At 63.8% G+C, this 24,673-nt stretch carries 20 protein-coding genes; 15 read left to right on the forward strand and 5 right to left on the reverse strand.

The genetic code is table 11. The features are described from left to right. Positions 1-82: 82 nt before the first annotated feature. The 3 genes from ACF8Q6_RS03880 (at position 83) to ACF8Q6_RS03890 (ending at position 4,169) form a co-directional block, all read left to right on the forward strand. Positions 83-1,630 carry an AMP-binding protein gene (locus ACF8Q6_RS03880; protein ID WP_392491471.1) on the forward strand — a complete coding sequence of 516 codons (1,548 nt, stop codon included), beginning with the start codon at positions 83-85 and terminating at the stop codon, positions 1,628-1,630. A gap of 14 nt (positions 1,631-1,644) precedes the next feature. Further along, positions 1,645-2,811, forward strand: a complete 1,167-nt coding sequence (locus tag ACF8Q6_RS03885) for an acyl-CoA dehydrogenase family protein (RefSeq protein ID WP_392491470.1) — start codon at positions 1,645-1,647, stop codon at positions 2,809-2,811. 104 nt (positions 2,812-2,915) lie between these two features. Then, complete coding sequence (locus ACF8Q6_RS03890) at positions 2,916-4,169, forward strand: MFS transporter (protein WP_014754005.1); 1,254 nt, start codon at positions 2,916-2,918, stop codon at positions 4,167-4,169. Between the two features lie 12 nt (positions 4,170-4,181). Here ACF8Q6_RS03890 and ACF8Q6_RS03895 read toward each other — a convergent pair whose 3' ends face one another. Then, the gene (locus tag ACF8Q6_RS03895) at positions 4,182-5,126 is read right to left on the reverse strand and encodes a LysR family transcriptional regulator (protein ID WP_392491469.1); all 945 of its coding nucleotides are present in this window, start codon (positions 5,124-5,126) and stop codon (positions 4,182-4,184) included. A gap of 214 nt (positions 5,127-5,340) precedes the next feature. On the opposite strand from ACF8Q6_RS03895, the gene ACF8Q6_RS03900 reads away from it, so the two are divergent. The 4 genes from ACF8Q6_RS03900 to ACF8Q6_RS03915 are packed head-to-tail and all read left to right on the forward strand — an operon-like array spanning position 5,341 to position 9,199. Next, positions 5,341-7,194, forward strand: a complete 1,854-nt coding sequence (locus tag ACF8Q6_RS03900) for a DUF1302 domain-containing protein (RefSeq protein ID WP_392491468.1) — start codon at positions 5,341-5,343, stop codon at positions 7,192-7,194. Positions 7,195-7,216: 22 nt separating this feature from the next. Beyond that, positions 7,217-8,527, forward strand: coding sequence for a DUF1329 domain-containing protein (locus tag ACF8Q6_RS03905; protein WP_392491487.1), 1,311 nt, complete (start codon positions 7,217-7,219; stop codon positions 8,525-8,527). Beyond that, entirely contained in the window at positions 8,527-8,913 is a 387-nt protein-coding gene (locus ACF8Q6_RS03910) for a YidH family protein (protein ID WP_003247256.1), read from the forward strand. The genes ACF8Q6_RS03905 and ACF8Q6_RS03910 overlap by 1 nt, the downstream gene beginning before the upstream one ends. Continuing rightward, the gene (locus ACF8Q6_RS03915; protein ID WP_003247257.1) at positions 8,906-9,199 is read left to right on the forward strand and encodes a DUF202 domain-containing protein; all 294 of its coding nucleotides are present in this window, start codon (positions 8,906-8,908) and stop codon (positions 9,197-9,199) included. The genes ACF8Q6_RS03910 and ACF8Q6_RS03915 overlap by 8 nt, the downstream gene beginning before the upstream one ends. Positions 9,200-9,227: 28 nt before the next feature. On the opposite strand, the gene ACF8Q6_RS03920 is transcribed toward ACF8Q6_RS03915, so the two are convergent. Beyond that, a complete protein-coding gene (locus tag ACF8Q6_RS03920) occupies positions 9,228-11,189 on the reverse strand; it encodes an alkyl/aryl-sulfatase (protein WP_392491466.1) in 1,962 nt (653 codons plus the stop codon). Positions 11,190-11,290: 101 nt separating this feature from the next. After that, positions 11,291-12,214 carry a LysR family transcriptional regulator gene (locus tag ACF8Q6_RS03925; RefSeq protein WP_019437992.1) on the reverse strand — a complete coding sequence of 308 codons (924 nt, stop codon included), beginning with the start codon at positions 12,212-12,214 and terminating at the stop codon, positions 11,291-11,293. An 84-nt stretch (positions 12,215-12,298) separates the two neighbouring features. On the opposite strand from ACF8Q6_RS03925, the gene ACF8Q6_RS03930 reads away from it, so the two are divergent. The 5 genes from ACF8Q6_RS03930 to ACF8Q6_RS03950 are packed head-to-tail and all read left to right on the forward strand — an operon-like array spanning position 12,299 to position 18,139. Further along, positions 12,299-13,537 carry a 3-hydroxyacyl-CoA dehydrogenase gene (locus tag ACF8Q6_RS03930; RefSeq protein ID WP_012053217.1) on the forward strand — a complete coding sequence of 413 codons (1,239 nt, stop codon included), beginning with the start codon at positions 12,299-12,301 and terminating at the stop codon, positions 13,535-13,537. Beyond that, positions 13,534-15,309, forward strand: a complete 1,776-nt coding sequence (locus tag ACF8Q6_RS03935; protein WP_392491465.1) for an acyl-CoA dehydrogenase C-terminal domain-containing protein — start codon at positions 13,534-13,536, stop codon at positions 15,307-15,309. The genes ACF8Q6_RS03930 and ACF8Q6_RS03935 overlap by 4 nt, the downstream gene beginning before the upstream one ends. Before the next feature lie 33 nt (positions 15,310-15,342). Then, positions 15,343-16,506, forward strand: coding sequence for an iron-containing alcohol dehydrogenase (locus tag ACF8Q6_RS03940; RefSeq protein ID WP_012053216.1), 1,164 nt, complete (start codon positions 15,343-15,345; stop codon positions 16,504-16,506). Then, positions 16,506-16,958, forward strand: coding sequence for a thioesterase family protein (locus ACF8Q6_RS03945; protein WP_003247263.1), 453 nt, complete (start codon positions 16,506-16,508; stop codon positions 16,956-16,958). The genes ACF8Q6_RS03940 and ACF8Q6_RS03945 overlap by 1 nt, the downstream gene beginning before the upstream one ends. Beyond that, positions 16,955-18,139, forward strand: a complete 1,185-nt coding sequence (locus ACF8Q6_RS03950; RefSeq protein WP_392491462.1) for an acetyl-CoA C-acyltransferase — start codon at positions 16,955-16,957, stop codon at positions 18,137-18,139. The genes ACF8Q6_RS03945 and ACF8Q6_RS03950 overlap by 4 nt, the downstream gene beginning before the upstream one ends. A gap of 79 nt (positions 18,140-18,218) precedes the next feature. On the opposite strand, the gene mtlD is transcribed toward ACF8Q6_RS03950, so the two are convergent. Beyond that, positions 18,219-20,342, reverse strand: coding sequence for a bifunctional mannitol-1-phosphate dehydrogenase/phosphatase (mtlD, locus tag ACF8Q6_RS03955; RefSeq protein ID WP_392491460.1), 2,124 nt, complete (start codon positions 20,340-20,342; stop codon positions 18,219-18,221). Between the two features lie 396 nt (positions 20,343-20,738). Here mtlD and ACF8Q6_RS03960 point away from each other — a divergent pair, with 396 nt between their 5' ends. Beyond that, on the forward strand, positions 20,739-21,035 hold the full coding sequence (locus tag ACF8Q6_RS03960) for a DUF3144 domain-containing protein (RefSeq protein WP_019752160.1): 297 nt from the start codon (positions 20,739-20,741) through the stop codon (positions 21,033-21,035). 18 nt (positions 21,036-21,053) lie between these two features. Here the strand turns inward: ACF8Q6_RS03960 and ACF8Q6_RS03965 are convergent, their stop codons facing one another. Beyond that, complete coding sequence (locus ACF8Q6_RS03965; RefSeq protein ID WP_003247268.1) at positions 21,054-21,947, reverse strand: LysR family transcriptional regulator; 894 nt, start codon at positions 21,945-21,947, stop codon at positions 21,054-21,056. Between the two features lie 147 nt (positions 21,948-22,094). Here ACF8Q6_RS03965 and ACF8Q6_RS03970 point away from each other — a divergent pair, with 147 nt between their 5' ends. Both ACF8Q6_RS03970 and ACF8Q6_RS03975 read left to right on the forward strand, forming a co-directional pair. Beyond that, entirely contained in the window at positions 22,095-23,174 is a 1,080-nt protein-coding gene (locus ACF8Q6_RS03970; protein ID WP_003247270.1) for a 4-oxalomesaconate tautomerase, read from the forward strand. Between the two features lie 71 nt (positions 23,175-23,245). After that, a complete protein-coding gene (locus tag ACF8Q6_RS03975; RefSeq protein WP_104962901.1) occupies positions 23,246-24,553 on the forward strand; it encodes a dicarboxylate/amino acid:cation symporter in 1,308 nt (435 codons plus the stop codon). Positions 24,554-24,673 lie beyond the last annotated feature (120 nt).

Raw genomic sequence — 24,673 nt, forward strand, 5'->3', positions numbered from 1 at the left:
TGCATACGCAACTGGTATTACTTGCCCCGGCTTCACGCTGTTTAGCATCGATCGGGTCTTAACCGTCGACGAGAACAACAACGTGAACCTTGGAACCCTATCCAGTCGAAGTGCCAGATACTGGCCTGAACGTCTGGCGGTAATCGACCGCCACACCCGGCTGACCTTCGCTCAGCTCGAACAGCGGGCCAACCAGCTGGCCTCGGCCTTGCTGGCACAGGGCATCGCCACGGGCGAGCATGTCGCCATCCTGGCGCCAAACCGCGCCGAACTGGTGGAAGCAGAGGTGGCTTTCTACAAGGCCGGCCTGGTCAAGGTACCGGTCAATGCGCGTCTGGCACCGGATGAAGTCATTCAGGTGCTCAACGACGCCTGCAGTGTCGCGCTGATCGCCGATGCGCAACTCGCCCAGGCGTTGCTGGACCGCAGGCAGGAGGTACCTTCATTACGCTTGATCGTGACCTTGGGTGAGCGGGGCGGTGACATCACCTATGCCGCGCTGCTGGCACAAGGCAGTAGCCAGCCAATCAGCTGCGACCTGCCTGACGATGCCCTTGCCGTTTTGCATTACACCTCTGGCAGCTCTGGTGTGCTCAAGGCTGCGATGCTCAGCGTGGGCAACCGCAAGGCGCTAATCCGCAAGAGCCTCGCCAGCCCGACCCGTCGCGCCGCCCCGGGCGACGTCATGGCTCACGTCGGCCCTATCACCCATGCCAGCGGCATGCAGCTGATGCCGCTGCTGGCGGTCGGTGCCTGCAACCTGCTGCTGGAGCGCTACGATGACCAGCTGTTGCTCGAGACCATTCAGCGCGAAGGCGTGACCCGCTTGTTCCTGGTGCCTGCCATGATCAATCGCCTGGTCAACTTCCCTGATGTCGAGCGCTACGACCTGAGCAGCTTGCGCCTGGTCATGTACGGTGCCGCGCCGATGGCACCAGCGCTGGTGAAACGGGCCATCGAGGTATTCGGGCCGATCCTGGCCCAGGGTTACGGTGCTGGCGAGACCTGCTCGCTGGTAACCGTCCTGACCGAACAGGACCATCTGTGCGAGGGCGGCGACTACCGGCGCCTGGCCTCGTGCGGGCGTTGCTACTTCGAAACCGACCTGCGCGTGGTGAACGACCATTTCCAGGACGTCCAGCCGGGAGAGGTGGGCGAAATCGTAGTCAAGGGCCCGGACATCATGCAGGGCTACTGGCGCGCCCCCCACCTCACCGCCGAGGTGATGCGCGACGGCTACTACCTGACTGGCGACCTGGCCACGGTGGATGAGCAGGGGTATGTGTTCATCGTCGACCGCAAGAAAGAAATGATCATTTCCGGTGGCTTCAACATTTACCCCAGCGAGGTCGAGCAGGTGCTCTACAGCATGCCGCAGGTGTTCGAGGCGGCGGTGGTGGGGGTGCCCGACGAGCAGTGGGGCGAAGCGGTGCGGGCGGTGATCGTGCTCAAGCCGGGCATGGCCCTGCAGGAGCAGGACGTCATCGAACATTGCGCCCAGGTCCTGGCCGGTTTCAAGAAACCACGTGCCGTGGACTTCGTCAGCGAGCTGCCGAAAAACCCCAACGGCAAGGTGGTGCGCCGGTTGATCCGTGACGCCTACTGGCAAAACAGCGAACGCCGTATCTGACACGAGGAACGACCATGTATCAGCCAAGCGAAAAGGCCCAGCAGATCATCGAGGCCATCAGTGGCTTCGTTCGCAACGAAATCCTGCCCCTGGAACAGCAAGCCGGTCTCAGTTGGGCAGAGCCGCACCCGCGGGCGGTGCTGCAGCAGGTATGGCAGCGCTCGTGCGAGCAGGGCTTCTACAACATCATGCTGCCCGAGGCGATAGGTGGCGCCGGGTTGAGCGTGTCAGACCTATGTGCGGTCAAGGAAGCCACGGTGCTCACCGGCTCGATGCTGGCGCCGCACATTCTCGGTGAGCTTTCCGGACCGCCCCGTATCGGCCATCTGTTCAAGGTGGCGAGCCCGACCCAGATCGAGGCGTTCCTGCAGCCGGTGTGCCGTGCCGAAAAGGCCGTGTGCTTCGCCCTGACTGAAAGCGAAGCCGGCTCTGATGCAACGGCGATCAAGACCTCCGCACGGCGGGAAGGTGAACACTATGTGCTCAATGGCGCCAAGCGCTACATTTCAGGGGCGCCCTATGCCGACATCGCCGTGCTGCTCGCGGTGACGGATCCCGGGCGCGGTGCCCAGGGGATTTCGGCGTTCTTCGTCGACCTGAGCGCACCGGGGGTAAGGGTTGAAAGCGATTATTCGGTCATGTCCGGCGGTGGTGCGCATGGCGACATCATTCTTGAGGACGTACGGGTGCCGGCGGCCAACCGCATTGGTGAGCAAGGGCAGGGCTTCAAGTTGGCGATGGGGCGCATCACCCTCAACCGCCTGCTGCATTGCCCCACCTTGCTGGGGCTGGCCGGCCTGGCACTGAACCTCTCGATCGACTATGCCCGCACGCGCAAGCAGTTCGGCCAGCCTATCGCCATGTTCCAGTCGATCAACCACATGATCGCCGACATGGCCACCGAGCTGCATGCTGCACGCAGCATGGTCTACACCACGGCAGCGGTGAATGACGCCGGCGGCAATATCCGCACCCAGGCCCCGATGTGCAAGCTGTTCGTTTCGGAGACGGCCTTCCGCATCGCCGATCGCGCCGTGCAGATACACGGCGGTGCCGGGCTGCTGCGTGGCAACCCGGTGGAGTGGATATTCCGTGCGACACGTATGATGCGCATTCTCACGGGAACCAGCGAGATCCAGCGCAACACCATCGCCAAGGGCGTGCTCATGCCTGAGCAATGACGCGGTATGCCCGGCCCCTGGCGGCCGGGTTCTCCAGACAAGAACAATAACGAGAGATCATCATGACTCATACTGACACCCCCGCACGTGCAGGCACGGCCTGGATGATTGCGGTACTGCTGGCGCTGTTGATGCTGGTGAACTTCCTGGACAAGGTGGTCATTGGCCTGGTGGCGGTGCCGATGTCCAGGGAACTGGGCTTGTCTCCTGCCGAGTTCGGCCTGGTAGGGGGCGCACTGCACTGGTTCTTCGCCATCTCGGCGGTGATAGGCGGCTTCATGGCCAATCGCCGGCCAACCCGCACCCTGCTGCTGGGGATGGGCGCGTTCTGGGCGCTTATCCAGTTGCCCATGTTGTTCGTCAGCTCGCTGTGGGCGATCGTCGCCTGCCGGGTGCTGCTGGGTATTGGCGAGGGACCGGCCTCACCGGTGGCTACACATGCCTTGTACAAGTGGTTCCCCAACGACCGTCGCAACCTTCCCGTGGCGCTGTTGCATACCGGCAGTGCGCTGGGGCTATTGGTAGCGGGTGCCATGATCCCATGGATCAGTGTGCACTACGGCTGGCGCATGAACTTCATCGTGCTGGCGGTGATCGGGGCGGTGTGGTGTGTGCTGTGGTGGTGGCTGGGCAGCGAGGGCAACCTCGACCGCATTCGCCCGGGCCAGCGTGAAGAAGGGCAGGCCCCTGTTCCCTATCGTCGGCTGCTCGGTGACCGCACGGTACTGGGCAACTACTTGTGCCACTTCGCCGCCAACTGGTCCCTGGCGTTGACCCTGACCTGGGTACCGAGCTACCTGGAAACCGGGCTGGGGATCGACCCGATCATGACCGGCCAGGTGTTCGTTCTGTTCGTGGTGGTTACCACGCCGTTGAGCCTGTTCATGGCCTGGCTGTCACAGCGAATGATGCGTGCCGGGGTTGCCACACGCTGGTCGCGCGGTGCGTTCGTTTCAGTGTGCCTGATCGCCAGCGGGCTGCTGTCAGCGGCGTTGTTTCTGCCCGGTCTGAGCAACGTCGAGCGGATCGTCAGCCTCACCTTCAGCGGCGGGCTGGCGCTGGTGATGTACTCCGTGGGGCCTGCCATGCTGGCGGAGTTCACGCCCAGCGGGCAGCGCGGCGGCATTCTGGCGATCGGCAACGGTATCGCCTCGTTGGCCGGGCTGTCGGCACCGGTGGTCACCGGTTTGCTGGTGCAGGGCGCCGGGGCCGGGCACACGGCAGGGTTTGGCCAGGGTTTTCTGGTGTGCGGCGCGGTGCTGGTGATTGCCGGGCTGATCGGGCTGGCCTGGATGGACCCGCAGAAAACCCGGCAACGTCTGGTGCAGGTGGGCACGGCTGCGCCTGCCCAAGCGTGATGTGCACAGCGCTCAGAGGCTCTGCTCCGCCAGGTCCTCGCGCTCGATCAAGGTACCTTTCCAGCGCTCGCTGCGCACCGCATCCACCAGCAGTGCGCGCACCAGGTCGCGCATGCAGGCGGCGGCGAACGACAGCGGCTTGTGCTGCGAGTGGGCCAAGGCGATGGTGCGGGTGATGCGCGGCTCCACTATCAGCCGCGCGCTGGCAGGCGCGGCCAAATCCAGCAGCGGTGGCCAGTTGCTGATGGTGGCCGCCAGGCCAGCACGGACCAGGCTGGTGATACCGGGGGCAGACTGCTGTTCGTAGCTGGAGTCCAGTGTCACACCGGTCTCCATGGCAGCCTGCTCGATGCGCCTGCGCAAGTGCAGGCTACGGGGTGGCATTACCAGGCGGCTCGCTGCGGCTTCAGCCAAGGTGATGGGCGACTCGTCAGGACCGTGCCCAGGCAGGCCGACCCAGTACAGGTCTTCGGAAAACACGGGCTCGGCGACCACATGGACAAGTTCTTCGGCGTTGGGCACCACGCCGAAATCCACCTTGCCCAGCTCGATCGCCTGACCACCTTCGCGGCTCAGGCCATCCCATACGGTGAGCTTGATCCCCGGGAAGCGTGCCTGGGCCTGGGTAATGATGGCCGGCAACAACAGTGCCGAGGCCGTGGCGGGAATCGAGATGGCCACGTGCCCCTTGGGGTTGCCGCGGCTGGACTTCAGCTCATCCTTCACCGAATCGAGTTGCTGCACGACCGATCGGGCCACTTCGTACAACTGCCGCCCGGCATCGGTCAGTTCGATGCCGTCATGCTGGCGCGCCAGCAGTTGCATTTCCAGTTCGCTCTCCAGCAGGCCTATCTGTCGGCTCAAGGCCGGTTGGGCGATGAACGCCTGGCGTGCGGCATTGGAAAAACTGCCGGCTTCGACAATGGCGATCAAATAACGCAGCTGTTTCAAAGTCATTGTGGTTCTCAGGCTATGCCGAAGTGATATGGCAACCATCGGGAGACGCTATTTGTTCAGCCCCGGTGGCCTACTTAGTATCGGTAAGCAGCAAAACGAGGATAACAGAAACGTTCGAATAATTACCCAAGCCCTTGCCTGCAGGCCTTTGCGCCGTACTTAAGCATTAACTCGCAATTCACTCTCTAATAAACACAATAAGAGGTTAAGAGTGATGGCATCTCGTATTTTCGGTCGCTCGGGACCGTTGTCGGTACTTGCCTCATCAGTACTTTTTTCTGCGTCTGCCTGTGCCGCTCAGTTTCACTGGGGTGAACTTGAGGGGCAATTCGACTCGGCGCTTTCCTTTGGTACCAGCATTGCGACTGCCAACCCTGACCCGGCCCTGCACAACAGCGCCAACAGCGATGACGGCCGCCTGAACTTTGCCTCTGGCGATGTGTTTTCAGCGGTGTTCAAAGGCACCCATGACCTGGAGCTCAAGCACGATAACCTGGGGGTGTTCCTTCGCGGTAGCTACTGGTACGACACGGCCCTGCGTGATCACGATCAGCGCTTCAAGCAGGTCGAGGACAACAACCGCAAGCGCTCGGCCAAGACCGCAGGTAGCCAGCTGCTCGATGCCTTCGGTTACTACCTGTACGACATCGACGGCCAGCCGGGTTCGCTCAGGCTGGGCAAGCAGGTGGTCAACTGGGGTGAGAGCACCTTCATCCAGGGCGGACTGAACGTCATCAACCCCTTCAACCTGGCGGCCTTGCGCCGCCCCGGCTCGGAAGTGAAGGACGCGCTGGTGCCGGTGAATCTGTTCTACTTCACCCAGAACCTCACCGAAGCGCTGTCGGTCGACGGTTTCTATCAGCTGGACTGGGAACAGACCCAGCTCGACAACTGCGGCACGTTCTTTTCGAACAACGACTTTTTGCCCGATGGGTGTGATGGCCTGGACGTGGGCGCCAAATTGCTCGGCAACCCCACAGCCGTGACCGGGCTTGCGCCGTTCGGTGTGAACCTCACCAGCGAAGGCGTGCGCATACCTCGCGGCAGCGACCAGGATGCCCGCAACAGCGGGCAGTGGGGCGTTTCGCTGCGCTGGTACGTGGCGGCGCTGGACACCGAGTTTGGTGCTTACGCGGCGAACTACCACAGCCGCACGCCTTACCTGGGTACGGTCAGCAGCCCGTATTTCGACAACCGCCGTTTCGCCCCGCAGTTGTGCGCCAACCTCGCTATCGGGCTTGCAGACTGTGCCGCTTTTCTGGGTTCCAGCGCAGGCCAGTCGCTGGTCGGCGCGCTACGCCTGGGCACCTCGCAGTACCGGGTGCAATACCCCGAGGACATTCGCCTCTACGGCCTTTCGTTCTCCACTACCCTGCGCACCGGCACGGCGCTGCAGGGGGAGCTGAGCTACCGGCCGAACATGCCCATGCAGCTCAACGGTACCGACATCATCCAGTCGTTGTTGAACGTCGATGGCCGCTCGCCCTTGCTCGGCGACGGCCTGCGGCCAGACAGCGCCAGTACGCTGTTCGACGGCTACCGCCGTAAAGAGATGACCCAGTTGCAGGTAACCGCTGTTCACGCTTTCAGCCAGGTGATGGGGGCCAACCAGTTGCTGTTGATAGGCGAGGCGGGCGCCACCTATGTCGGCGGTCTGGAGGGCGCCTATGGCCCCCGTTACGGGCGCTCGGGCACGTTCAACAGCGGCGAACTGGCGGACAACAGCGTGTGCGTGGCCATTTCCAAAACCCCTGAGCATTGCAACGACGAAGGCTTCATGACCCCGTTTTCCTGGGGCTACCGGCTGCGCGCCACCTGGGCCTACCCCAACGTGATTGCCGGCTTCGACCTGCGGCCGAACCTGTCCTGGGCACATGACGTGCACGGCACCGGCCCGGTGGAGGGGTCGGCGTTCAGCGAAGGCTCCAGGGCCATCAGTGTCGGGTTGGATGCGACGCTCGCCAGCACCTACAGCCTGAGTGTGTCGTACACCGACTTTATCGACGGCGACTATGGCACCCGCGGCGACCGGGACTTCATCTCGCTGAGCCTGGGCGTCACTTTCTGAGGGCATGACAATGAAAATGCGCATGGTGATGATCGGCCTGTTCTGGGCGAGCGGCGCGCTGGCGGCAGCCGGCCTGCCCGACAACCTGACCCCGGTGGGAGCTGAGCGTGCTGCCAGCCCCGACGGGCGCATCCCGGCCTGGCAAGGTGGGTTGAGTACGGCCCAGCAACGCCTGGGCGACAACGGCACGCCGCTGGATCCGTTTGCCGATGAGCAGGCTCTGTACCGGATCACTGCCGCCAACTACCGGCAGTACCGAGGTCAGCTTACCGACGGCCAGGTGGCCTTGCTCAAACGCTTCCCAGCCAGCCTCAGCTTGCCGGTGTATCCCACCCACCGCAGTGTTGCGGTACCCGACGCGGTCGCGGCATCGGCCGCCCGCAACGCCGAGCAGGCGCAGCTGGATGACCAGGGCAACGGTGTGCGAGGTTTCACTGGCGTCATCGCCTTTCCGCGGCCAACCAACGGCCTGGAGGTGATCTGGAACCACCTGACCCGGCATCGCAACGAGAGCTACAGCCTGAGCTCCGACAGCGTCACGCCGCTGAAGAATGGCCGCTTCGTGCTGATGAGCGCGCGTCAGGAAGTGGCCCGGCCTGAAGGCTTGGCCAGCCTGGGGGCGGGCAATGTACTTTATTACTTCACCTACCGCATGACGGCGCCCTCGCGGCTTGCCGGCGATGCGATGGTGGTGCATGAGACACTGGACCAGGTCGCCGAGCCGCGCTTGTCCTGGGTGTACAGTGCCAGCCAGCGCCGGGTACGGCGGGCGCCGAACATCGCCTATGACACCACCGGCCCAGGCACCGCCGGCCTGCGGACCGCCGACAGCCGCGACATGTTCAATGGCGCGCCAGACCGGTACGACTGGAAGCTGCTGGGCAAGCAGACGCTGCACGTGCCCTACAACAGCTACCGCTTGGCATCGCCTGAGGTGCGCTATGCGGACCTGATCAAGCCAGGTCACATCGACCCGGCACCAACCCGCTACGAACTGCACCGGGTATGGGTCGTGGAGGCGACGTTGAAGCCCGGGGCGCAGCATATCTACGCCAAGCGCCGGTTCTACCTGGATGAAGACACCTGGGCCATTCTCGAAACAGACAGCTACGACGCGCGTGGCGAGCTGTGGCGCACCTCACAGGCCCATGGTTTCTTTCACCCCGGCGGCCAGGTGGCAGTCAACGCCATGGAGGTTACCTACGACCTCAAGAGTGGCCGCTACCATGCATCGGGCTTGATCAACGAGCAGCGTCGGCCCTTTGCCTTCAATGTGCGCACCAGCCTTTCGTACTTCTCGCCCGGCGCCCTGCGCAGCTTTGGTGTGCGCTGATGGGCGTGCCTGAACCACGGCCTGACTGGTCGCGGCGGCTGTTGGGCCAGGGTGAAGCGCCTGATCCGCGCTTCACCCTGGCCAACGAACGTACTTTCCTGGCCTGGATTCGCACCGCGCTGGCGCTGCTGGGTGGCGCTATCGCCATTGAAACCTTCGCCGGCCACGTCCTCGAGACACCCCTGCGGCTGTGGCTGGTCGCTGGCCTGATGCTGCTGAGCGCATTGCTGAGCGCGGGCGCCTGCCTGCGCTGGCTGCGGGTAGAGCGGGCATTGCGTCATCGACGTCCATTGCCGTTGCCGGCACTGGTGCCCTTGTTGGCACTGGGCTGCCTGGTCGCTGTACTGCTGGCAGGTCTCGTCCTGTGGCCACGCTGGCATGGGTGATCCGGGCCTGCAGGCAGAACGCACCGAGTTGGCCTGGCGGCGCACTGTGCTGGCGCTGATGGCGGTGGCGGGGTTGGCCTGTCGTCAGGGCGATGTGTACGTGCTGGCATTGGCGGGCGTGGCCGCGCTGGCGCTGCTGACCCGCCAGGGGCGACGTTACGAGCGGGGCCTGGCGATGTTGCAGGCCGAACGCGGCCAGCCTGCGCCGTGGGAAGTGCTGGCACTGGGTAGCGTGGTGTGGCTCATGGCATTGGCAGGCTTGTGCCGGTTGGCGAAGGGCGGCTGAGCGCAGTGCCGGCGCCGCCCGCTGCCGCTCAGGGCGTGACGAGATTGAAGCGTGAATCAGCCTCTTCCAGCCCGCCCATGAATTGCAGGAACTTTACCCGCTCGCCTTTGATGTCGATTGCCCCTGCTGTGGCTTCCTTGAGAAAGCCTGTCTGCTTCAAGGCAATGCTGTCCAGCGTCTGCTTGCGCATGGTCACCTCTACATCGGCCTTGGCGTGGCGCGCCAGGTCGCGGTGGGTGAGGACGCCGTTGCGCAGGGTGAGCGCGTAGTCTTCGTCCAGGTCGGAAAACCGCCAGTTGATGGTCAGGTCGCTATCGGCAGCCTTGTAGGCATTCACCCGCACGCCCAGGTAGTCGAAAAACAGGCTGGGTGTCAGGGCCCGCACCATGTCATCGGCGTTGCCGCCGCTACCCGCACCGGTGGCAACGCCTGAGCGCAATTCCTGCGCGCCACTGAGGTAGGCATTGCGCCAGGTGGCGTTCTCACTCTGGTAACCCAGTTGCTCCAGCGCGTCGGCCTGCAGTTCGCGGGCCTCGGTGTTGTCTGGCTCGGCGAATACCAGGTGGTTGACCAATTGCGCCACCCAGCGATAGTCGCCCTCGGCGAAGGCCTGGCGGGCCTGGGTCAGCACCTGATCGGCACCTCCCATCGCCGCCACGTAACGCTTGCCGGCCGCTTGCGGTGGCAATGGGTCGAGGTTGGCCGGGTTGCCGTCGTAGAACCCCATATAGCGTTGATAGACGGCCCTGACGTTATGGCTGAGCGAGCCGTAGTAGTCGCGGCTGTACCATTTGCTTGCCAGGCGCGGCGGCAGGCTGGCCAAGGTCTGGGCAATTTCCATGGGCGTCTGGCCCTGATTGATCAGGCGCAAGGTCTGGCTGTCGATGAAGGCATACATATCGCGCTGGTCGGCCAGGTAGTCGCGGATGGCCGCACCGCCCCAAGTGGGCCAGTGATGCTGGGCGAACACCACCTCGGCCTGGTCGCCATAGCGCACCAGCGATTGGTCCAGGTAATGGGCCCACACTTTCGGATCGCGCACCAGTGCCCCGCGCAGCGTCAGTACGTTGTGCTGCACATGGGTGGCGTTCTCGGCCATGCACAGTGCCCTGAGCGCCGGGAAATAAATATTCATTTCCGCCGGCGCCTCGGTGCCCGGGGTCAGCTGGAACTCCACCTCCACGCCGCTGAGGGTCATGCGTTGCAGCGGTTGGCTGATTTCGAGCGTCGGCGCGATGAGGCTGACGGTGGCATTGGCCGGCACGCCCTTGCCCAGTCCGGCATCCACCTGGCCTCGCGGCCCACGGGGCAGGGGGGCGCCGTACATGTACTGGGCGCGGCGTTTCATGGCCGGTCCGGCCAGCACGTTTTCGCCGATGGCATGTTCGAAGAACCCCTCGGGCGCGATGACCTGGACTTTGCCAGCCTTGACGTCCGCCTCGTTGATCACGCCGCGAGCGCCGCCGAAATGGTCGACGTGCGGGTGGGTGTAGATCACCGTGGTCACCGGCTTGCGCGGGCGGTGCTTGAAGTACAGTTCGAGGCCCGCCTTGGCGGTCTCCACGGCAAGCAGCGGGTCAAGCACAATCAGCCCGTCCTTCCCCTCGACGATGGTCATGTTGGCCAGGTCCAGGCCGCGAAGCTGGTAGATGCCCTCGGTGACCTTGAACAGTCCGGCGATGTTGTTCAACTGAGCGATGCGCCACAAGCTCGGGTTTACCGTGGCAGGGGATTGCGCCGGTTCCAGAAATGCATACTGGGCCAGGTTCCACACGGTCTTGCCATCGGCTGTCGCGACTGGCCCGTCGAACCGCTCGACCAGCCCACGCCGGGCGGTTTCGTAATCGACGCGATCCTCGAAAGGCAACCGTTGCAGCCACTGCTGGTTGCTGGCCTGGGTGGCCGGGGTGGCATCCTTGGCCGCTGTTGCGGCCAGGCTCGGAAGGGGGGCCAGCAGGGCAAGCGCCAGCATCGACAATGAAAAGCGCATGGAATGTCCTTGTTGTTCTTGGGGCAGAACACTCTAGGGGAGGGGCTTGCGCACCAGCCAATACCAGAGCGGCATGGCCGCTATCGCGTTTCCTGATGGCTTCAGGCGGGGGGCAGCGTGAGGATCTGTTCGACCAGCCAGGCCAGGGCGGGGTCGTGCTGACGGTGGCTCAGGTGTACCAGTTCCAGTTCGAAAGGCTCCAGGGCAAAAGGCAGTTCGTGCACCGCCAAAGGCAGCAGATGCGCGAACTGCTGGGCCAGTTGCCGCGGCAGCACCACACACATGTCGGTGGCTGCGGCCAGATGGGCGGCCTGCAGGTAGTTGGGCGTGGTATAGGCGATTTGCCGGGTCAGGCCTTGCTCGGCCAGCCACTGGTCGACCATGCCCCGGGTCTGGCCGCCGTGCACCCAGATGTGCCGCAAACCCAGGAACGCGTCGAGGTCCAGTGCCTGGCCCGGCACCAGGTGCGGGTGCTGCTGGCGCAGCGCGATCTGCAGGGTTTCACGGCGCCAGGGGTGGCGGGTGAAGCGCGCCGGCACCTCGTCGAAACGGCCCAGTACCAGGTCGAGGTCGCCCCGGTCCAGCGCCTCGGCCGGCAGGTTGGGGGCCAGGTGCACCACGTCGATACGCACGTTGGGTGCCAGCAGCTCCAGCCGCGCCAGGAGTGGCGGCATGCACAGCTGTTCGACGAAATCGGTGAGGGCGATGCGCAACTGGCGATGGCTGCGCTGAGGCTCGAAGCCATCGCCGGTGCCCAACGTCTGCTCGATCTGCTGTAACGCCGCACGTATTGGCCCCTCCAGTGCCAAGGCCCGTGGTGTCGGGCGCATGCGCCGGCCCACGCGGACCAGCAGCGGGTCGCCCAGCTGGTCACGCAGGCGCGCCAGGGCATTGCTCACGGTCGGCTGGGTGAGGGCCAGACGCTCGGCTGCCCGCGATACGTTCTGTTCACGCAGCAACATGTCGAAGACGCGCAGCAGGTTCAGGTCGAAGTTCGAAATATTCATGCTGAAAATATATGGCATACGAAATGGAAATTTCAAAAATACCTTCGGCCTGCTTAGGGTGATCACAGTCCTCATACCTACAAGAAAGCAGGAGCGTTGCGCGTGAATACTCCCTTCCCGATCAATCAGGTGGCTGTGATAGGTGCAGGCACCATGGGCCGCGGCATCGTCATCAGCCTGGCCAACGCCGGGCTGTCGGTGCTGTGGCTGGACTGCAACGCGGCAGCGCTCGAAGCCGGGCTGGGCATGGTCAGCCAGGCCTGGGCCCAGCAGGTGGACAAGCAGCGCATCACCCCGGCCCAGGCCGACGCTTGCCTGGCGCGTGTGCAGGCAGTGGACGGCTATCCGGCGTTGGCGGAGGCCGACCTGGTGATTGAAGCGGTGTATGAAAACCTGGCGCTCAAGCAGGAAATCTTCCGTGCACTGGATGCACACCTCAAGCCACGTGCGATCCTGGCCAGCAACACCTCGGCGCTGGACATCGACGCGATTGCCGCCGTCACCCAGCGGCCGTCCCAGGTCCTGGGGCTGCATTTCTTCAGCCCTGCGCATGTCATGAAGCTGCTCGAAATCGTGCGTGGGACGCACACCGATCAGAAGGTGCTCGATGCCGCCAAAGCGCTGGGCGAGCGCATGGGCAAGGTGGCGATAGTGGCAGGCAACTGCCCTGGTTTCATTGGCAATCGCATGTTGCGCAGCTATGTGGGCGAAGCGCGCAAGTTGCTGCTTGAAGGGGCGTTGCCACATCAGGTGGATGCGGTACTGCAGCAGTTCGGCTTCGCCATGGGGCCGTTCCGCATGTACGACGTGGTGGGCATCGACCTGGAGTGGCGCGCCCGGCAGTTGGCCGGGCAAGGCATGCACGACCCGCTGGTGCAGGTCGATAATGCGCTGTGCGAGCTCGGCCGCCTTGGGCAGAAGACCGGGCAGGGCTATTACCGCTATGCCCCCGGCAGCCGGCAGGCCGAGCATGACCCGCAGGTCGACGCGTTGGTGCTGCAGGTGTCCCAGAACCTTGGCTACCGACGTCGGGGCATCAGTGCCGAGGAAATCCTCGAACGGTGCCTGCTGGCACTGGTCAACGAAGGGGCGAAGGTTCTTCAGGAAGGTATCGCCGCCAGCAGCAGCGACATCGACCGGGTCTGGCTCCACGGCTATGGCTTCCCGGCTGCCACTGGCGGGCCCATGCGCTGGGCTGACGAGCAGGGGGCGCCGTTTATCCTGGCCCGGCTGGAATACCTGCAGGGCGTGCTTGGCGAGCATTGGCGCCCGGCAGGGCTGCTCTATTCACTCGTGGCCGGTGGCAAGCGTTTCGAACCGCGTGGGGAGGTTCAGGCATGAACTACCAGGCGCCCCTTCGCGACATGCGTTTCGTGCTGCATGAACTGTTCGACCTGAGCGGACATTGCCAGCAACTCGGTATCGAACTGGACCGCGACACCCTCGACGGCATCCTTGAGGAGGCCGCACGCTTCACTGGCCAAATCATCGCACCACTCAATCGCAACAGTGACGAACAGGGCTGCCAGTGGGTGGGCGGCGAGGTCACCACCCCGGACGGTATGCGGGACGCCTATCGGCAATACGTCGAACATGGCTGGGCCAGTATGACCGGGCCGCAGGCCTACGGTGGCCAGGGTTTGCCGCAGATGGCATCGGCCAGCTTCCATGAAATGCTGATGGCAGCGTCGTTGTCGTTCCGCATCTACTCCGGCCTGACCGAGGGCGCGGTCCTGGCGTTGCATCGCCATGGCAGCGAGCCACTCAAGCAGGCCTACCTGAGCCGGATGGTCAGTGGCGAGTGGGCCGGCACCATGTGCCTGACCGAGCCGCAGGCCGGCACCGACCTGGCGTTGCTGCGTACCCGCGCCCAGCCGGAAGCGGACGACAGCTATCGCATTACCGGCAGCAAGATATTCATCAGTGGTGGCGAGCAGGACCTGACTGACAACATCGTTCATCTGGTACTCGCGCGCCTGCCTGATGCGCCGGCCGGTGTCAGGGGCATCAGCCTGTTCCTGGTGCCCAAGCTGTTGCCCGGTGGCGAGCGCAATGCGCTGGGCTGCGGGGCGCTGGAGCACAAGATGGGCATCAAGGGGGCATCGACCTGCGTGATGAACTTCGACGGTGCCCAGGGCTGGCTGGTGGGGGAGGCCAACCAGGGCCTGGCCTGCATGTTCACCATGATGAACGATGCCCGCTTCCAGGTCGGCCTGCAGGGGCTTGGTATTGCCGAGGCCGCTTTTCAGGGAGGGCTGGCCTATGCCCGGGAGCGTCTGCAGTCGCGCTCGCTTGCCGGGCCGGTGGCAGCGGAAAAGCCTGCCGATCCGATCATCGTCCATCCAGACGTGCGGCGCATGCTGCTGACCCAGAAGACCCTTACCGAGGGCTGTCGCATGCTGGGCATCTACACCGCTCGGCAACTGGACCTGGAGCATGCTGCGAAAAGTGCACCGGCGCGCCAGGCCGCAGCTCGGCGGGCGGCGTTGCTGATCCCTATCGTCAAGGCGTTCTTCACCGACGTCGGTCAGGAAGTCGCCAGTCTTGGGGTGCAGGTGTACGGCGGTCACGGCTACATCCGCGAGTGGGGGATGGAGCAGTTGATGCGCGATAGCCGCATCACCCAGCTTTATGAAGGCACCAACGGCATACAGGCCCTCGACCTGATACGCCGCAAGGTCCTGGGGGACGGCGGGGCCGAGCTCAATCTGCTGATCGACGAAATGGCGCTGCACGTCAGGGCTGCCAATGCGCGCGACGGCCTGCAGGCCATGGCGACGGCCGTGGGGCAACGTCTGGAGGAATGGCGCGTCCTGGCCGCCCATGTGGTCGAGGCCTGTCAACGCGACCCCCAGGAGTCAGGGGCAGTGTCGGTTGATTTTCTTGCCTACTCGGCCTACGTGCTGTTGGCGGCGATGTGGTTGCAAGCGGCGGTGTGCGCTGAAGCGACGCTTGCCGCCGGCAGCGCGGAAACAGCCTTCTACAGGGCCAAGCTTGACGCCGCGACGTTCTACTGGCGGCGGCTCCTGCCCCGCGCCACTGCTCACCGCGAGGCCCTGCTGGGTGGCGCGGACTGCCTGATGGCGCTACCGGCGAGCGATTTCGCGTTCTAGCGCACGGCAAACCACACGAACAAGGAGAGTGCGATGCAGCCTTTCAGCTTTGCCACCACTGCGCAGATCCTCTGCGAACCCGGCGCGGTGCAGCGCCTTGCAGGTCTGTGCCGTGAGCGCGGTGCCAAGCGTGTTTTGATTGTCAGTGACCCGGGTATCGCCCGCCTTGGCATGCTTGATGACCTGCTGCCGGGGTTCACGGCAGCCAAGGTCGGTGTGGCGATCTTCAGTGAGGTTACGGCCGACCCTAGCGAGGCATGCGTGCTGGCGGCCGCCCAGCGCGCCCGGCATATCGGCGCCGACCTGGTGGTGGGGTTCGGCGGCGGCAGCTCGATGGATGTGGCCAAGCTGGTTGCGCTGCTGGCCCACCGCGACTGTTCGCAGCCCATCGCCGAGTTGTACGGCATCGACAGGGCCAAGGGCCGCCGGCTGCCGTTGATCCAGGTGCCCACCACGGCAGGTACCGGTTCGGAGGTGACGCCGATCGCCATCGTCACCACCGGTGCCACCACCAAGATGGGCATTGTTTCGCCGCTGCTGTTGCCAGACCTGGCAGTGCTCGACGCCGTCTGTACCCTCGGCCTGCCATCGGCGGTGACGGCTGCTACCGGTATCGACGCCATGGTGCATGCCATCGAAGCCTATACCAGCCGCCTCAAACGTAACCCGCTGTCCAGCCTGCTGGCCCGTGAGGCGCTGCGGCTGCTGGCGGATAACCTTGACCAGGCTGTGCACAACGGCGGCAACCTGCAGGCCCGCCAGGCCATGCTGCTGGGGGCTTGCCTGGCCGGCCAGGCCTTTGCCAATGCACCGGTGGCGGCGGTGCATGCCCTGGCCTATCCGCTGGGTGGGCACTTTCATGTTCCCCATGGCCTGGCCAACGCGCTGGTGTTGCCGCATGTGCTGCGCTTCAACCTGCCGGTGGCGGCAGTGGACTACGCCGAACTGGCCGTGCCGCTGCTGGGGGCCCGTTTGCAGCCCGGCGATCAGCGCCAGCAGGCAGAACAATTCGTGGCCGAGCTGGCCGCGCTAGGTCGCCGCTGCGGGTTACCGGACCGCCTGCGCGACGCCGATGTACCGCGTCATCGGCTTGGCCAGCTGGCCGAAGACGCGATGCAACAGCAGCGCCTTTTGGTCAATAACCCGCGTGAAGTCACCCAGGCCGATGCGCTGGCCATCTATGAGGCAGCCTACTGATGAGCGACCTCCGGCAACGTGAACACTATCGGCACTTCACGCCTATAACCACCCGGTGGCACGACAACGATGTCTATGGCCACGTGAACAATGTGGTCTATTACAGCTTTTTCGACAGCGCCGTAAACCGCCTGCTGGTGCGGGAGGGCGGGTTGGATATCGACCAGGGGAGGGTGATCGCGCTGGTGGTCAGCTCCGCCTGCGACTACCAGGCGCCGGTGGCCTTCCCGCATGACATCGAAGTGGGCCTAGTGGTGGGCCGGTTGGGCAACACCTCGGTGCACTATCAGTTGGCTGTGTTCCTTGCCGGTCAGCCGTTGGCCTGCGCCACCGGCCGCTTCGTCCATGTATTCGTCGACCGCGAAGGGCGGCGCCCGGTGCCGGTACCTGACTGCCTGCGGCGCGTGTTGAGCGAACTGCAGCCCCTATCCCCTGAGGAACAGCCATCATGAAAGACGCCGTGATCGTCGCCACTGCTCGCACCCCTATCGGCAAAGCCATGCGTGGCGCCTTCAACGACCTGAAAACCCCCAGCATGACGGCTGTCGCTATCCGCGCCGCGGTAGAGCGTGCCGGTATCGAACCGGCGCAGGTCGATGACCTGGTGCTGGGGACTGCCATGCAGAGCGGCACTGCCGCGATCAACCCGGGTCGGCTGTCGGCGCTGGCCGCCGGCCTGCCCCAAACGGTCAGCGGTCAGACCGTCGACCGCCAGTGCGCTTCAGGCCTTATGGCCATTGCCACGGCGGCGAAGCAGATCATGGTTGATGGCATGCAAGTGACCATTGGCGCAGGCCAGGAGCAGATCAGCCTGGTGCAGCAGGTGCACAACCAGCTGGCCAGTGAGGCTTACGACCCCGCAGTGCTGCGCATGAGCGAGCACGCCTACATGCCGATGTTGCAAACGGCCGAACGGGTGGCCCGGCGTTATGGCATAAGCCGCGAAGCTCAGGATGTCTACGCCCTGCAGTCTCAGCAGCGCACGGCGGCGGCGCAGGCGGCAGGGTTGTTCGCCGCTGAAATCGTGCCGGTCACCGCACGCAAGAAGGTGGTGGACAAGCTGACAGGTGTTGTCAGCCATGAAGAGGTGCGCCTGATCCAGGACGAAGGGAACCGACCGGCGACGATCCTGGCCGATCTACAGGGGCTCAAGCCCGTGGTCGAAGGCGGTTGTGTCACGGCCGGCAATGCCAGTCAGTTGTCCGATGGCGCCAGTGCCTGCGTGCTGATGGAGGGCGCGCTGGCGGCGCGCTCGGGCATCGCAGCCCTGGGGCTTTACCGCGGTATCGCCGTGGCTGGCCTTGCCCCCGAGGAAATGGGCATCGGCCCGGTATTGGCGGTGCCCAAGCTACTGCGCCAGCAGGGCCTGACGGTAGACGATATCGGGCTATGGGAGCTGAACGAGGCGTTTGCCTGCCAGGTGCTGTATTGCGCCCAGCAGTTGCAGATCGACCCGGCGAAACTGAACGTCAATGGCGGCGCCATTGCTATCGGCCACCCCTACGGCATGAGCGGCGCGCGGATGGTCGGCCATGCCTTGCTGGAGGGCAAGCGACGTAAGGTGAAGTACGTGGTCGTGACGATGTGTGTGGGCGGCGGCATGGGCGCAGCAGGCCTGTTCGAAGTGCTTTAGGCCGGTCTCCAAGGCCAGCCCATGGCGCTGACCGGGACGCAGGCGCAACCCGCGCCCACGGTGTCCCGGCCAGGGCTGGTTATGAGCCTACAGCAACCGCGTGACGCGAAGCCGGCTGTGGCAATTGGCGGAAGCCTTCACGGATGGCAGCGATCAGTTCAGCGTCCTTGACGGGGCACAACCCGGGGAACGGTTTGTTGGCATGGGTGAGCACGGCTTCGACGCTTTCCTGGTTATCCAGGTAAACCTGCCTGATTGCCTGGCTTTCCAGGTCCTTGCTGTTGCTGCAGTTCAGGGCGTGGTGAATGGCGAGCCCGGCGCCAAACGCCAGGGCCGGGGTTGCAATACCGTGCTTGCGGGCAAGGTCGATGCTGCTGAGGATGCGTTCGTTGCGTTGCAGCTTGCGCAAGGGGTCGCGGCCTACCCGGGCGCAGGGGTCTTTGAACGAGGTTTGGCAGCGCTCGAGGAATGCCTCGGCAAAGCGGCTGACCACCTCGGCCATCTGTGGGTATTCGGCCACCAGTGCGGGCGCGACCTCCTGGCGAATCAGGCGCTCGGCCAACTCACTCACCCGCGCATCACCCATGCCCTGGCCGACCCAGGCATGGCCCAGCAGGCTGGCGTACCAGGCCACGATGGCGTGCGGGCCGTTCCACAGGCGGTTCTTGATGATCTGGATCTGGGCAATGTCTGGCACTGTCTTCACCTGGCGCAGGCGTTCGAGCAGATCGCTGCCGCGCTCCGCGTAAAGCGGCATGTCGGCTTCACTGTTGAACAGCACCAGATGCAGCTGGCTCATGGCGCTGCTGGGCTGTGCAAAGGGCCTGAAGTGGCCGATCAGCCGTTCGTACTCCGGTAGCGGCGCTGAAGGTTTGCAGGTGCTTGCGGGCTCGTCTTCCAGGCTGTTCTGGAACATCTGCGACTTGATGCGCAGTTGCCTCACCAGTGCGTCATTGCCCAGTTTGGACACGATGCGGCTGACCACCGTTTCGGCGAAATGGGTCTTTTGCATAACCTGCTCGCTGATCGCAGGCGGGCACAGTAACGCCAGCTCGGCTTGCACATGACGCTGCACGAACGCCGCACCGCCAACCTTGTTCAGCACGATCAGCAGGGTCAGCTCGCGGCCTCGGCGCTCGAAGCGTTGCAGCAGGCCTTGGGCGATCACCCTGGCCTGGCTTCTGATGGCCTGCTCGGGCAGGCTCAGGCCGATGATTTCGGCAGTGGTGTACATGCTGATGACCGCGTCGTCATCGTCCATGTCGATCATGCGCACGTTGTCGATGGTCTGGTCGAACGATGTGGCACCGTAGCGCACGCTGTAGCGGCCGAAGGCGCTGACGCTTTCGCGCAGCATGCGCGAGCGGGTTGCGGCAATGATTTCACGCGGTCGGGTGTAGCCGTCCCAATGGGAAAATACCTGTGTCAGGTAACCGCCGCCGATGGCGCCGAAACCATGAATGCCCACGCTGAACTGGTTCATCGAGGCCGGGAACGGCTCGCTCAATGCAGGCATGCCCAGGTCGGGTACGCACGCGCTCAGGTCGGCGAGAAATTCATGCATGCTGCGGTAGGCTTTGAGCGCGCCCGCCTTGATTTCGGGCGCAGGCGGCTTGATGTCCTCGATCAGGATCGCCTGCCCTTCGGCGCGCATCGCTGACAGCATGCCGTTTTCCGAGTCCTCGACCATGAAGCACTGGCCTGGCTCGCAATTGAGCGCGCGGGCGGCTTTCAGGAAAATCTCGGGGTGGGGTTTGCCTTGGCTGACTTCATCGCCACAAACGGTGATGTCGAAGTACTTCAGCACGTTGGCGTTGATCAGGTATTCCTCGGCGATGGCACGGCGGCTGGAGGTGGCCACCGCCATGGTCAGGCCTGATTTGCGCAGGCGCTCCAGTACCTCCAGCAGGCCGGCCTTGATCGGTACGCCGTGATTGCGCACATACTCCAGTTCAAGTTCATCCGCGCGTTGGCGGATTTGTGCGTACGGGAAGTCTTCGCCGTTATGCGCCTTGGCGAGGGCCTCGGCCTTCTTTGCGCTCAGGCCCAGCGAGCCAATCAGGGTGTGCTCGCTCAGCGCTTTGCCGAAGATTTCCAGAGACGCTTGCTTGAGTGTCCTGAAGCGCAGGCGCTCGGTGTCGAAGAGGGTGCCATCCATATCGAAGATGGCGCTGAAAATCTGTTTACCGTGAAAGAAAAGCATTGGCTGTTGCCCCTTGTCGTTGCGTCAGGCATCCCGCCTGCAACAGGCGAGAACGGTGTGTGAGCTGCAGAGGAGGCAGTCAGGTCGGGGGCACACGTTCGACAGGGGGACGCTCAGGAGTGACGCAGAGGTAAGGCGGGGCGGAGCGGGGCGTGCAGAGGAGGTTGGCAACCGTTGAGGTGAGGCGGGTGGCGCGTTTGGCCTTGAGGTCACGCCCACTGGCTGCAGTCGGTTTTGCAGGCAGTGGGCGCAAATAGCGATGGATACGTGTGATTCCAAGCATGAGGTGCTTTGCTTCCTTTTCGTCATGGGTGATCCTTTTTCAGCCTTGCACGTATGCGCCGCGACATGCAAGGCTTGGCCTCCCGCTCGCATTGCGCAACAAGGTGAACCCCAATGACCCAAGCTACCGACCAGGCCTTTTACGATCGCGCCGATGCGCACATCGAACTGGCGAACCAGCAGATCGAAAAGTTCGAAGACCTGGGCAAGGTAAGCGCCTCGCTGACCTTCGGTGCCGCGCGCTTCAGCGCCTGGATGAGCGCCCGCGGCTTCAAGAGCGGCGCGGAGCTGGGCGCGGCACGGGAAGAGATTCTGAAGTACTTCTGTGATCAGTACCGGATGATGCTCGAGGACAACCTCGATGAGCATATCGAGCATTTTGACCGGTACATGCTGGGTAAGAACGACTAAGGCCGCGCGCGGCTTCCTTCAGCGATTTGGCCATTTCTGCAGCAGGATCGAAACGAATTTTTCCGCAGCCGGCGACAGCGATGCGCCGCGCCGGTACACCAGCCCTAGCGTGCGGGTGACTTGCGGCTCGATCAACGGCACGCTCACCAGCGTGGGGTGGTCGGCATTGGGCATGGCCAGGCTGGGCATGGCGGACACGCCCAGCCCGGCCTCGACCATGCCCAGCGACGTGGACAGGTGTTGCACTTCGTAGAACCACTTGGGCCGCAGGTTGAGCCCGGACAACGCATGGTCCAGCAGCATGCGGTTGCCACTCAGGCGGCCGACGCCGATCAGGCGGTAATCAGCCAGCTCTGTCCAGGTAACGGAGGCGCGGTTCGCCAGTGGGTGGTCACGCCGGCAGGCCAGTACAAAGTGCTCCTGCACCAGCGAGACAAACTCGATGTCCGGGTGCTGGCCGCTCATCATGTTGATGCCGAAGTCGGCCTCGCCGCGCAGCACGGCTTCGAGCCCGTCGTTGGCGCTAAGGTCCAGCAGGCGAATGCGGATTTTCGGGTATTGCTCGTTGTAATCGCGGATCACCGACGGCAGGAAGTAGAACGCGGCGGTAGGGATGCAGGCGAGGGTAACCTGACCGGTCTGGCGCTCGGCCAGTTCGCGGATGCTGAGGATCGAGTCTTCAAAATCATCCAGCAGGCGCCTGGCCTTGGGCAGGAAGTCGCGGCCCACGCTGGTCAGGCTGACCCGGCGAGTGGTGCGTTCCAGTAGGGAGGTGCCCAGGCCTTCCTCCAGCTTCTTGATCCGCCGGCTCAGGGCCGGCTGGGACAGGTGAAGCGCTTCGGCGGCCTCATGAAAACTGCCAAGTTCGGCGATTTTCACGAAAGATCTGATGTCTTGCAGCTCATATTCCATAAGAAAACCTTCGACTGGCCTGGCGCTTTATTTATGTCTGAATCGCAATAATAGCTACGATATTTGCATTGGATTGATTTATCCATCCCTGTCACTCTTTTGCTCACAGCATCAATGATGTCCATTGATCAACAAGAGTGCGAAATCATGCAACGAATTCCTTGCGTACTCATGCGCGGCGGTACCTCCAAAGGGCCGTTCTTCCACGCCTGGGACCTGCCTGCCAATGTGGTCGAGCGCGACGAATTGCTGATCAACCTGATGGGCTCTGGCCATGAGCTGGAAATCGACGGCATCGGTGGCGGCAGCCCGCAGACCAGCAAGGTGGCGATCATCAGCCCGTCATTGCATGCCGACGCCGACGTCGACTACCTGTTCGTGCAGGTGATGGTCGCACAGCGCCGGGTCGATACGGCCCCCAACTGCGGCAACATGCTGTGTGCGGTTGGGCCGTTCGCCATCGAACAGGGGTTGGTAAAAGGCCAGGAAGGCAAGACCTTGGTGCGCATTCGCAACCTCAACACCGGCACCTTCGTCAATTCGCTGGTCGAAACGCCCGGCGGTATCGTGCGCTACGAAGGCCGCACGGCGATCGATGGGGTACCGGGCACTGCCGCCCCGGTGCATCTGACCTTCCTCGATGCGGTCGGCAGCAAGACCGGCAAGCTGTTCCCCACGGGCAAGGCCCAGGACGTGATTGATGGCGTGCCGGTGACCTGCATCGACATGGCCATGCCGATGATGGTGGTAGAGGCCAGCCAGCTGGGGGTCAGCGGCTCGGAAACCCCGGCTCAGCTGGACGCCAACAGCGCGCTGCTCGAACGCCTGGAAGCGTTGCGGCTGAAGGCCGGAAAGGCCATGGGCCTGGGCGATGTCAGTGGCATGGTCATCCCCAAGCCAGTGCTGGTGTCCAAGCCGCGCTACGACGGCACGCTGCAGGTTCGCTATTTCATGCCGCACAACTGCCATCGTGCCTTGGCGATCACGGGAGCGGTGGGGCTGGCGACTGCCTGCGTCAGCCCTGGCACCGTGATTGCCGACCTGTTGGGCGAAGGCGCGCAGCAACTGGCCGAGGTCCGCCTGGAGCACCCAAGTGGTGGCATCGATGTTGCGCTGACGCGCAGCGGTGCCGAGGGCCAGACGATCCAGGCTTCGGTGGTGCGAACCGCCCGGCGGCTCTTCTCAGGGTTCGTCTACGCCCCTACATTCCGCAGGTTGGCCGGGTAGCTCCAGGCACCGATTCAGACCTGCACATTCGTAACAAGCGCATCCGCACAATTTCAACAATGGGTGATGCCATGAGACTCGCCAAATCGCTGTATTTCCAGATTCTCTGCGCCGTCCTGCTGGGCGTGGTGGTCGGACACTTCTGGGCGCAACAGGCCGTGGCCCTCAAGCCGCTGGGTGATGCGTTCATCAAGCTGATCAAGATGATGATCGCGCCGGTGGTGTTCTGCACCATCGTCACCGGCATCGCCGGCATGACCGACAAGCGTTCCCTGGGGCGCTTGATGAGCAAGACCCTGCTGCTGTTCCTGGGCCTGACGGTGGTCAGCCTGGTGATCGGACTGGCGGCGGTTTACCTGTTCAAGCCAGGTGCCGGCATGAACATCGATCCTGCTACCTTGAGCACAGCGGGCCTGAGCCAGTACACCGCGTCGGCCGCCAAGCTGAGCGTGGTGGACTTCTTCATGCACATCATCCCGGACACCTTCATCGGTGCCTTCAACAAGGGTGAGGTCTTGCCGGTGCTGTTCATCGCCGTACTCAGCGGTTTCGCCCTCTCGTCGATGGGCGAAAAGGGCAAGCCGGTACTGGACGTGCTGGAGTCGGCCTCGACCATGGTGTTCCGCATCTTCGGCTACCTGATGCGCTTTGCCCCGATCGGCGCTTTCGGCGCACTGGCATTCACCGTGGGCCAGTACGGCATTACGTCCCTTGGCGCGCTGGCCAAGCTGGTGGGGACGTTGTACATCGCCTGCGCCTTCTTCGTGCTGGTGGTGCTCGGTGGCATCTGCCGCGCCCATGGCTTCAGCCTGTGGAAGTTGCTGCGCTATTTCCGCGAAGAGTTCCTCGTCGTGCTGGGTACTTCCTCCACCGAGCCGGTGCTGCCGCGCATGCTCGAGAAACTCGAGAAGCTTGGGTGCAAGAAAGGCGTGGTTGGCCTGGTGCTGCCCACTGGCTACTCGTTCAACCTGGACGGTACTGCGATTTATCTGTCGTTGGCAGCCGTCTTCATCGCACAGGCCTGCAACATCGACCTGAGCCTGGGCCAGGTGGTCACCATGCTGGCGATCATGCTGCTGTCCTCAAAGGGCGCGGCAGGTGTCACCGGCAGTGGTTTCGTGGCCTTGGCCTCGACCCTTACCGTGATCCATGACATTCCCCTGGCCGGCCTGGCCCTGTTGATCGGGGTCGACCGCTTCATGTCGGAAGCCCGTGCGCTGACGAGTCTTGCCAGCAACGCTGTGGCGACGGTGGTGGTATCGCTTTCGGAAAACGCCTGTGACCGCCAGACGCTGCACAGCCGCCTGAACGGCGAGCCGGTGGTCAGCCCCGTCGCTGAAACGGCCGACTGGGTCGCCGAACCACACCGCCACGGCTGAGCCTCGACACCCTCAAGCTTTTTGCAGGCCCCCACCAGGCGTTGCCGGGTGGGGGTCAGGGGGCCGTCTGCGCTGCAGGCGGCCACATAGACAATAAAAACAAGAGAACAAACCATGCTC

This window comes from Pseudomonas sp. GLN_2, from assembly GCF_043106005.1.
GTDB classification, from domain to species: Bacteria; Pseudomonadota; Gammaproteobacteria; order Pseudomonadales; family Pseudomonadaceae; genus Aquipseudomonas; species Aquipseudomonas alloputida.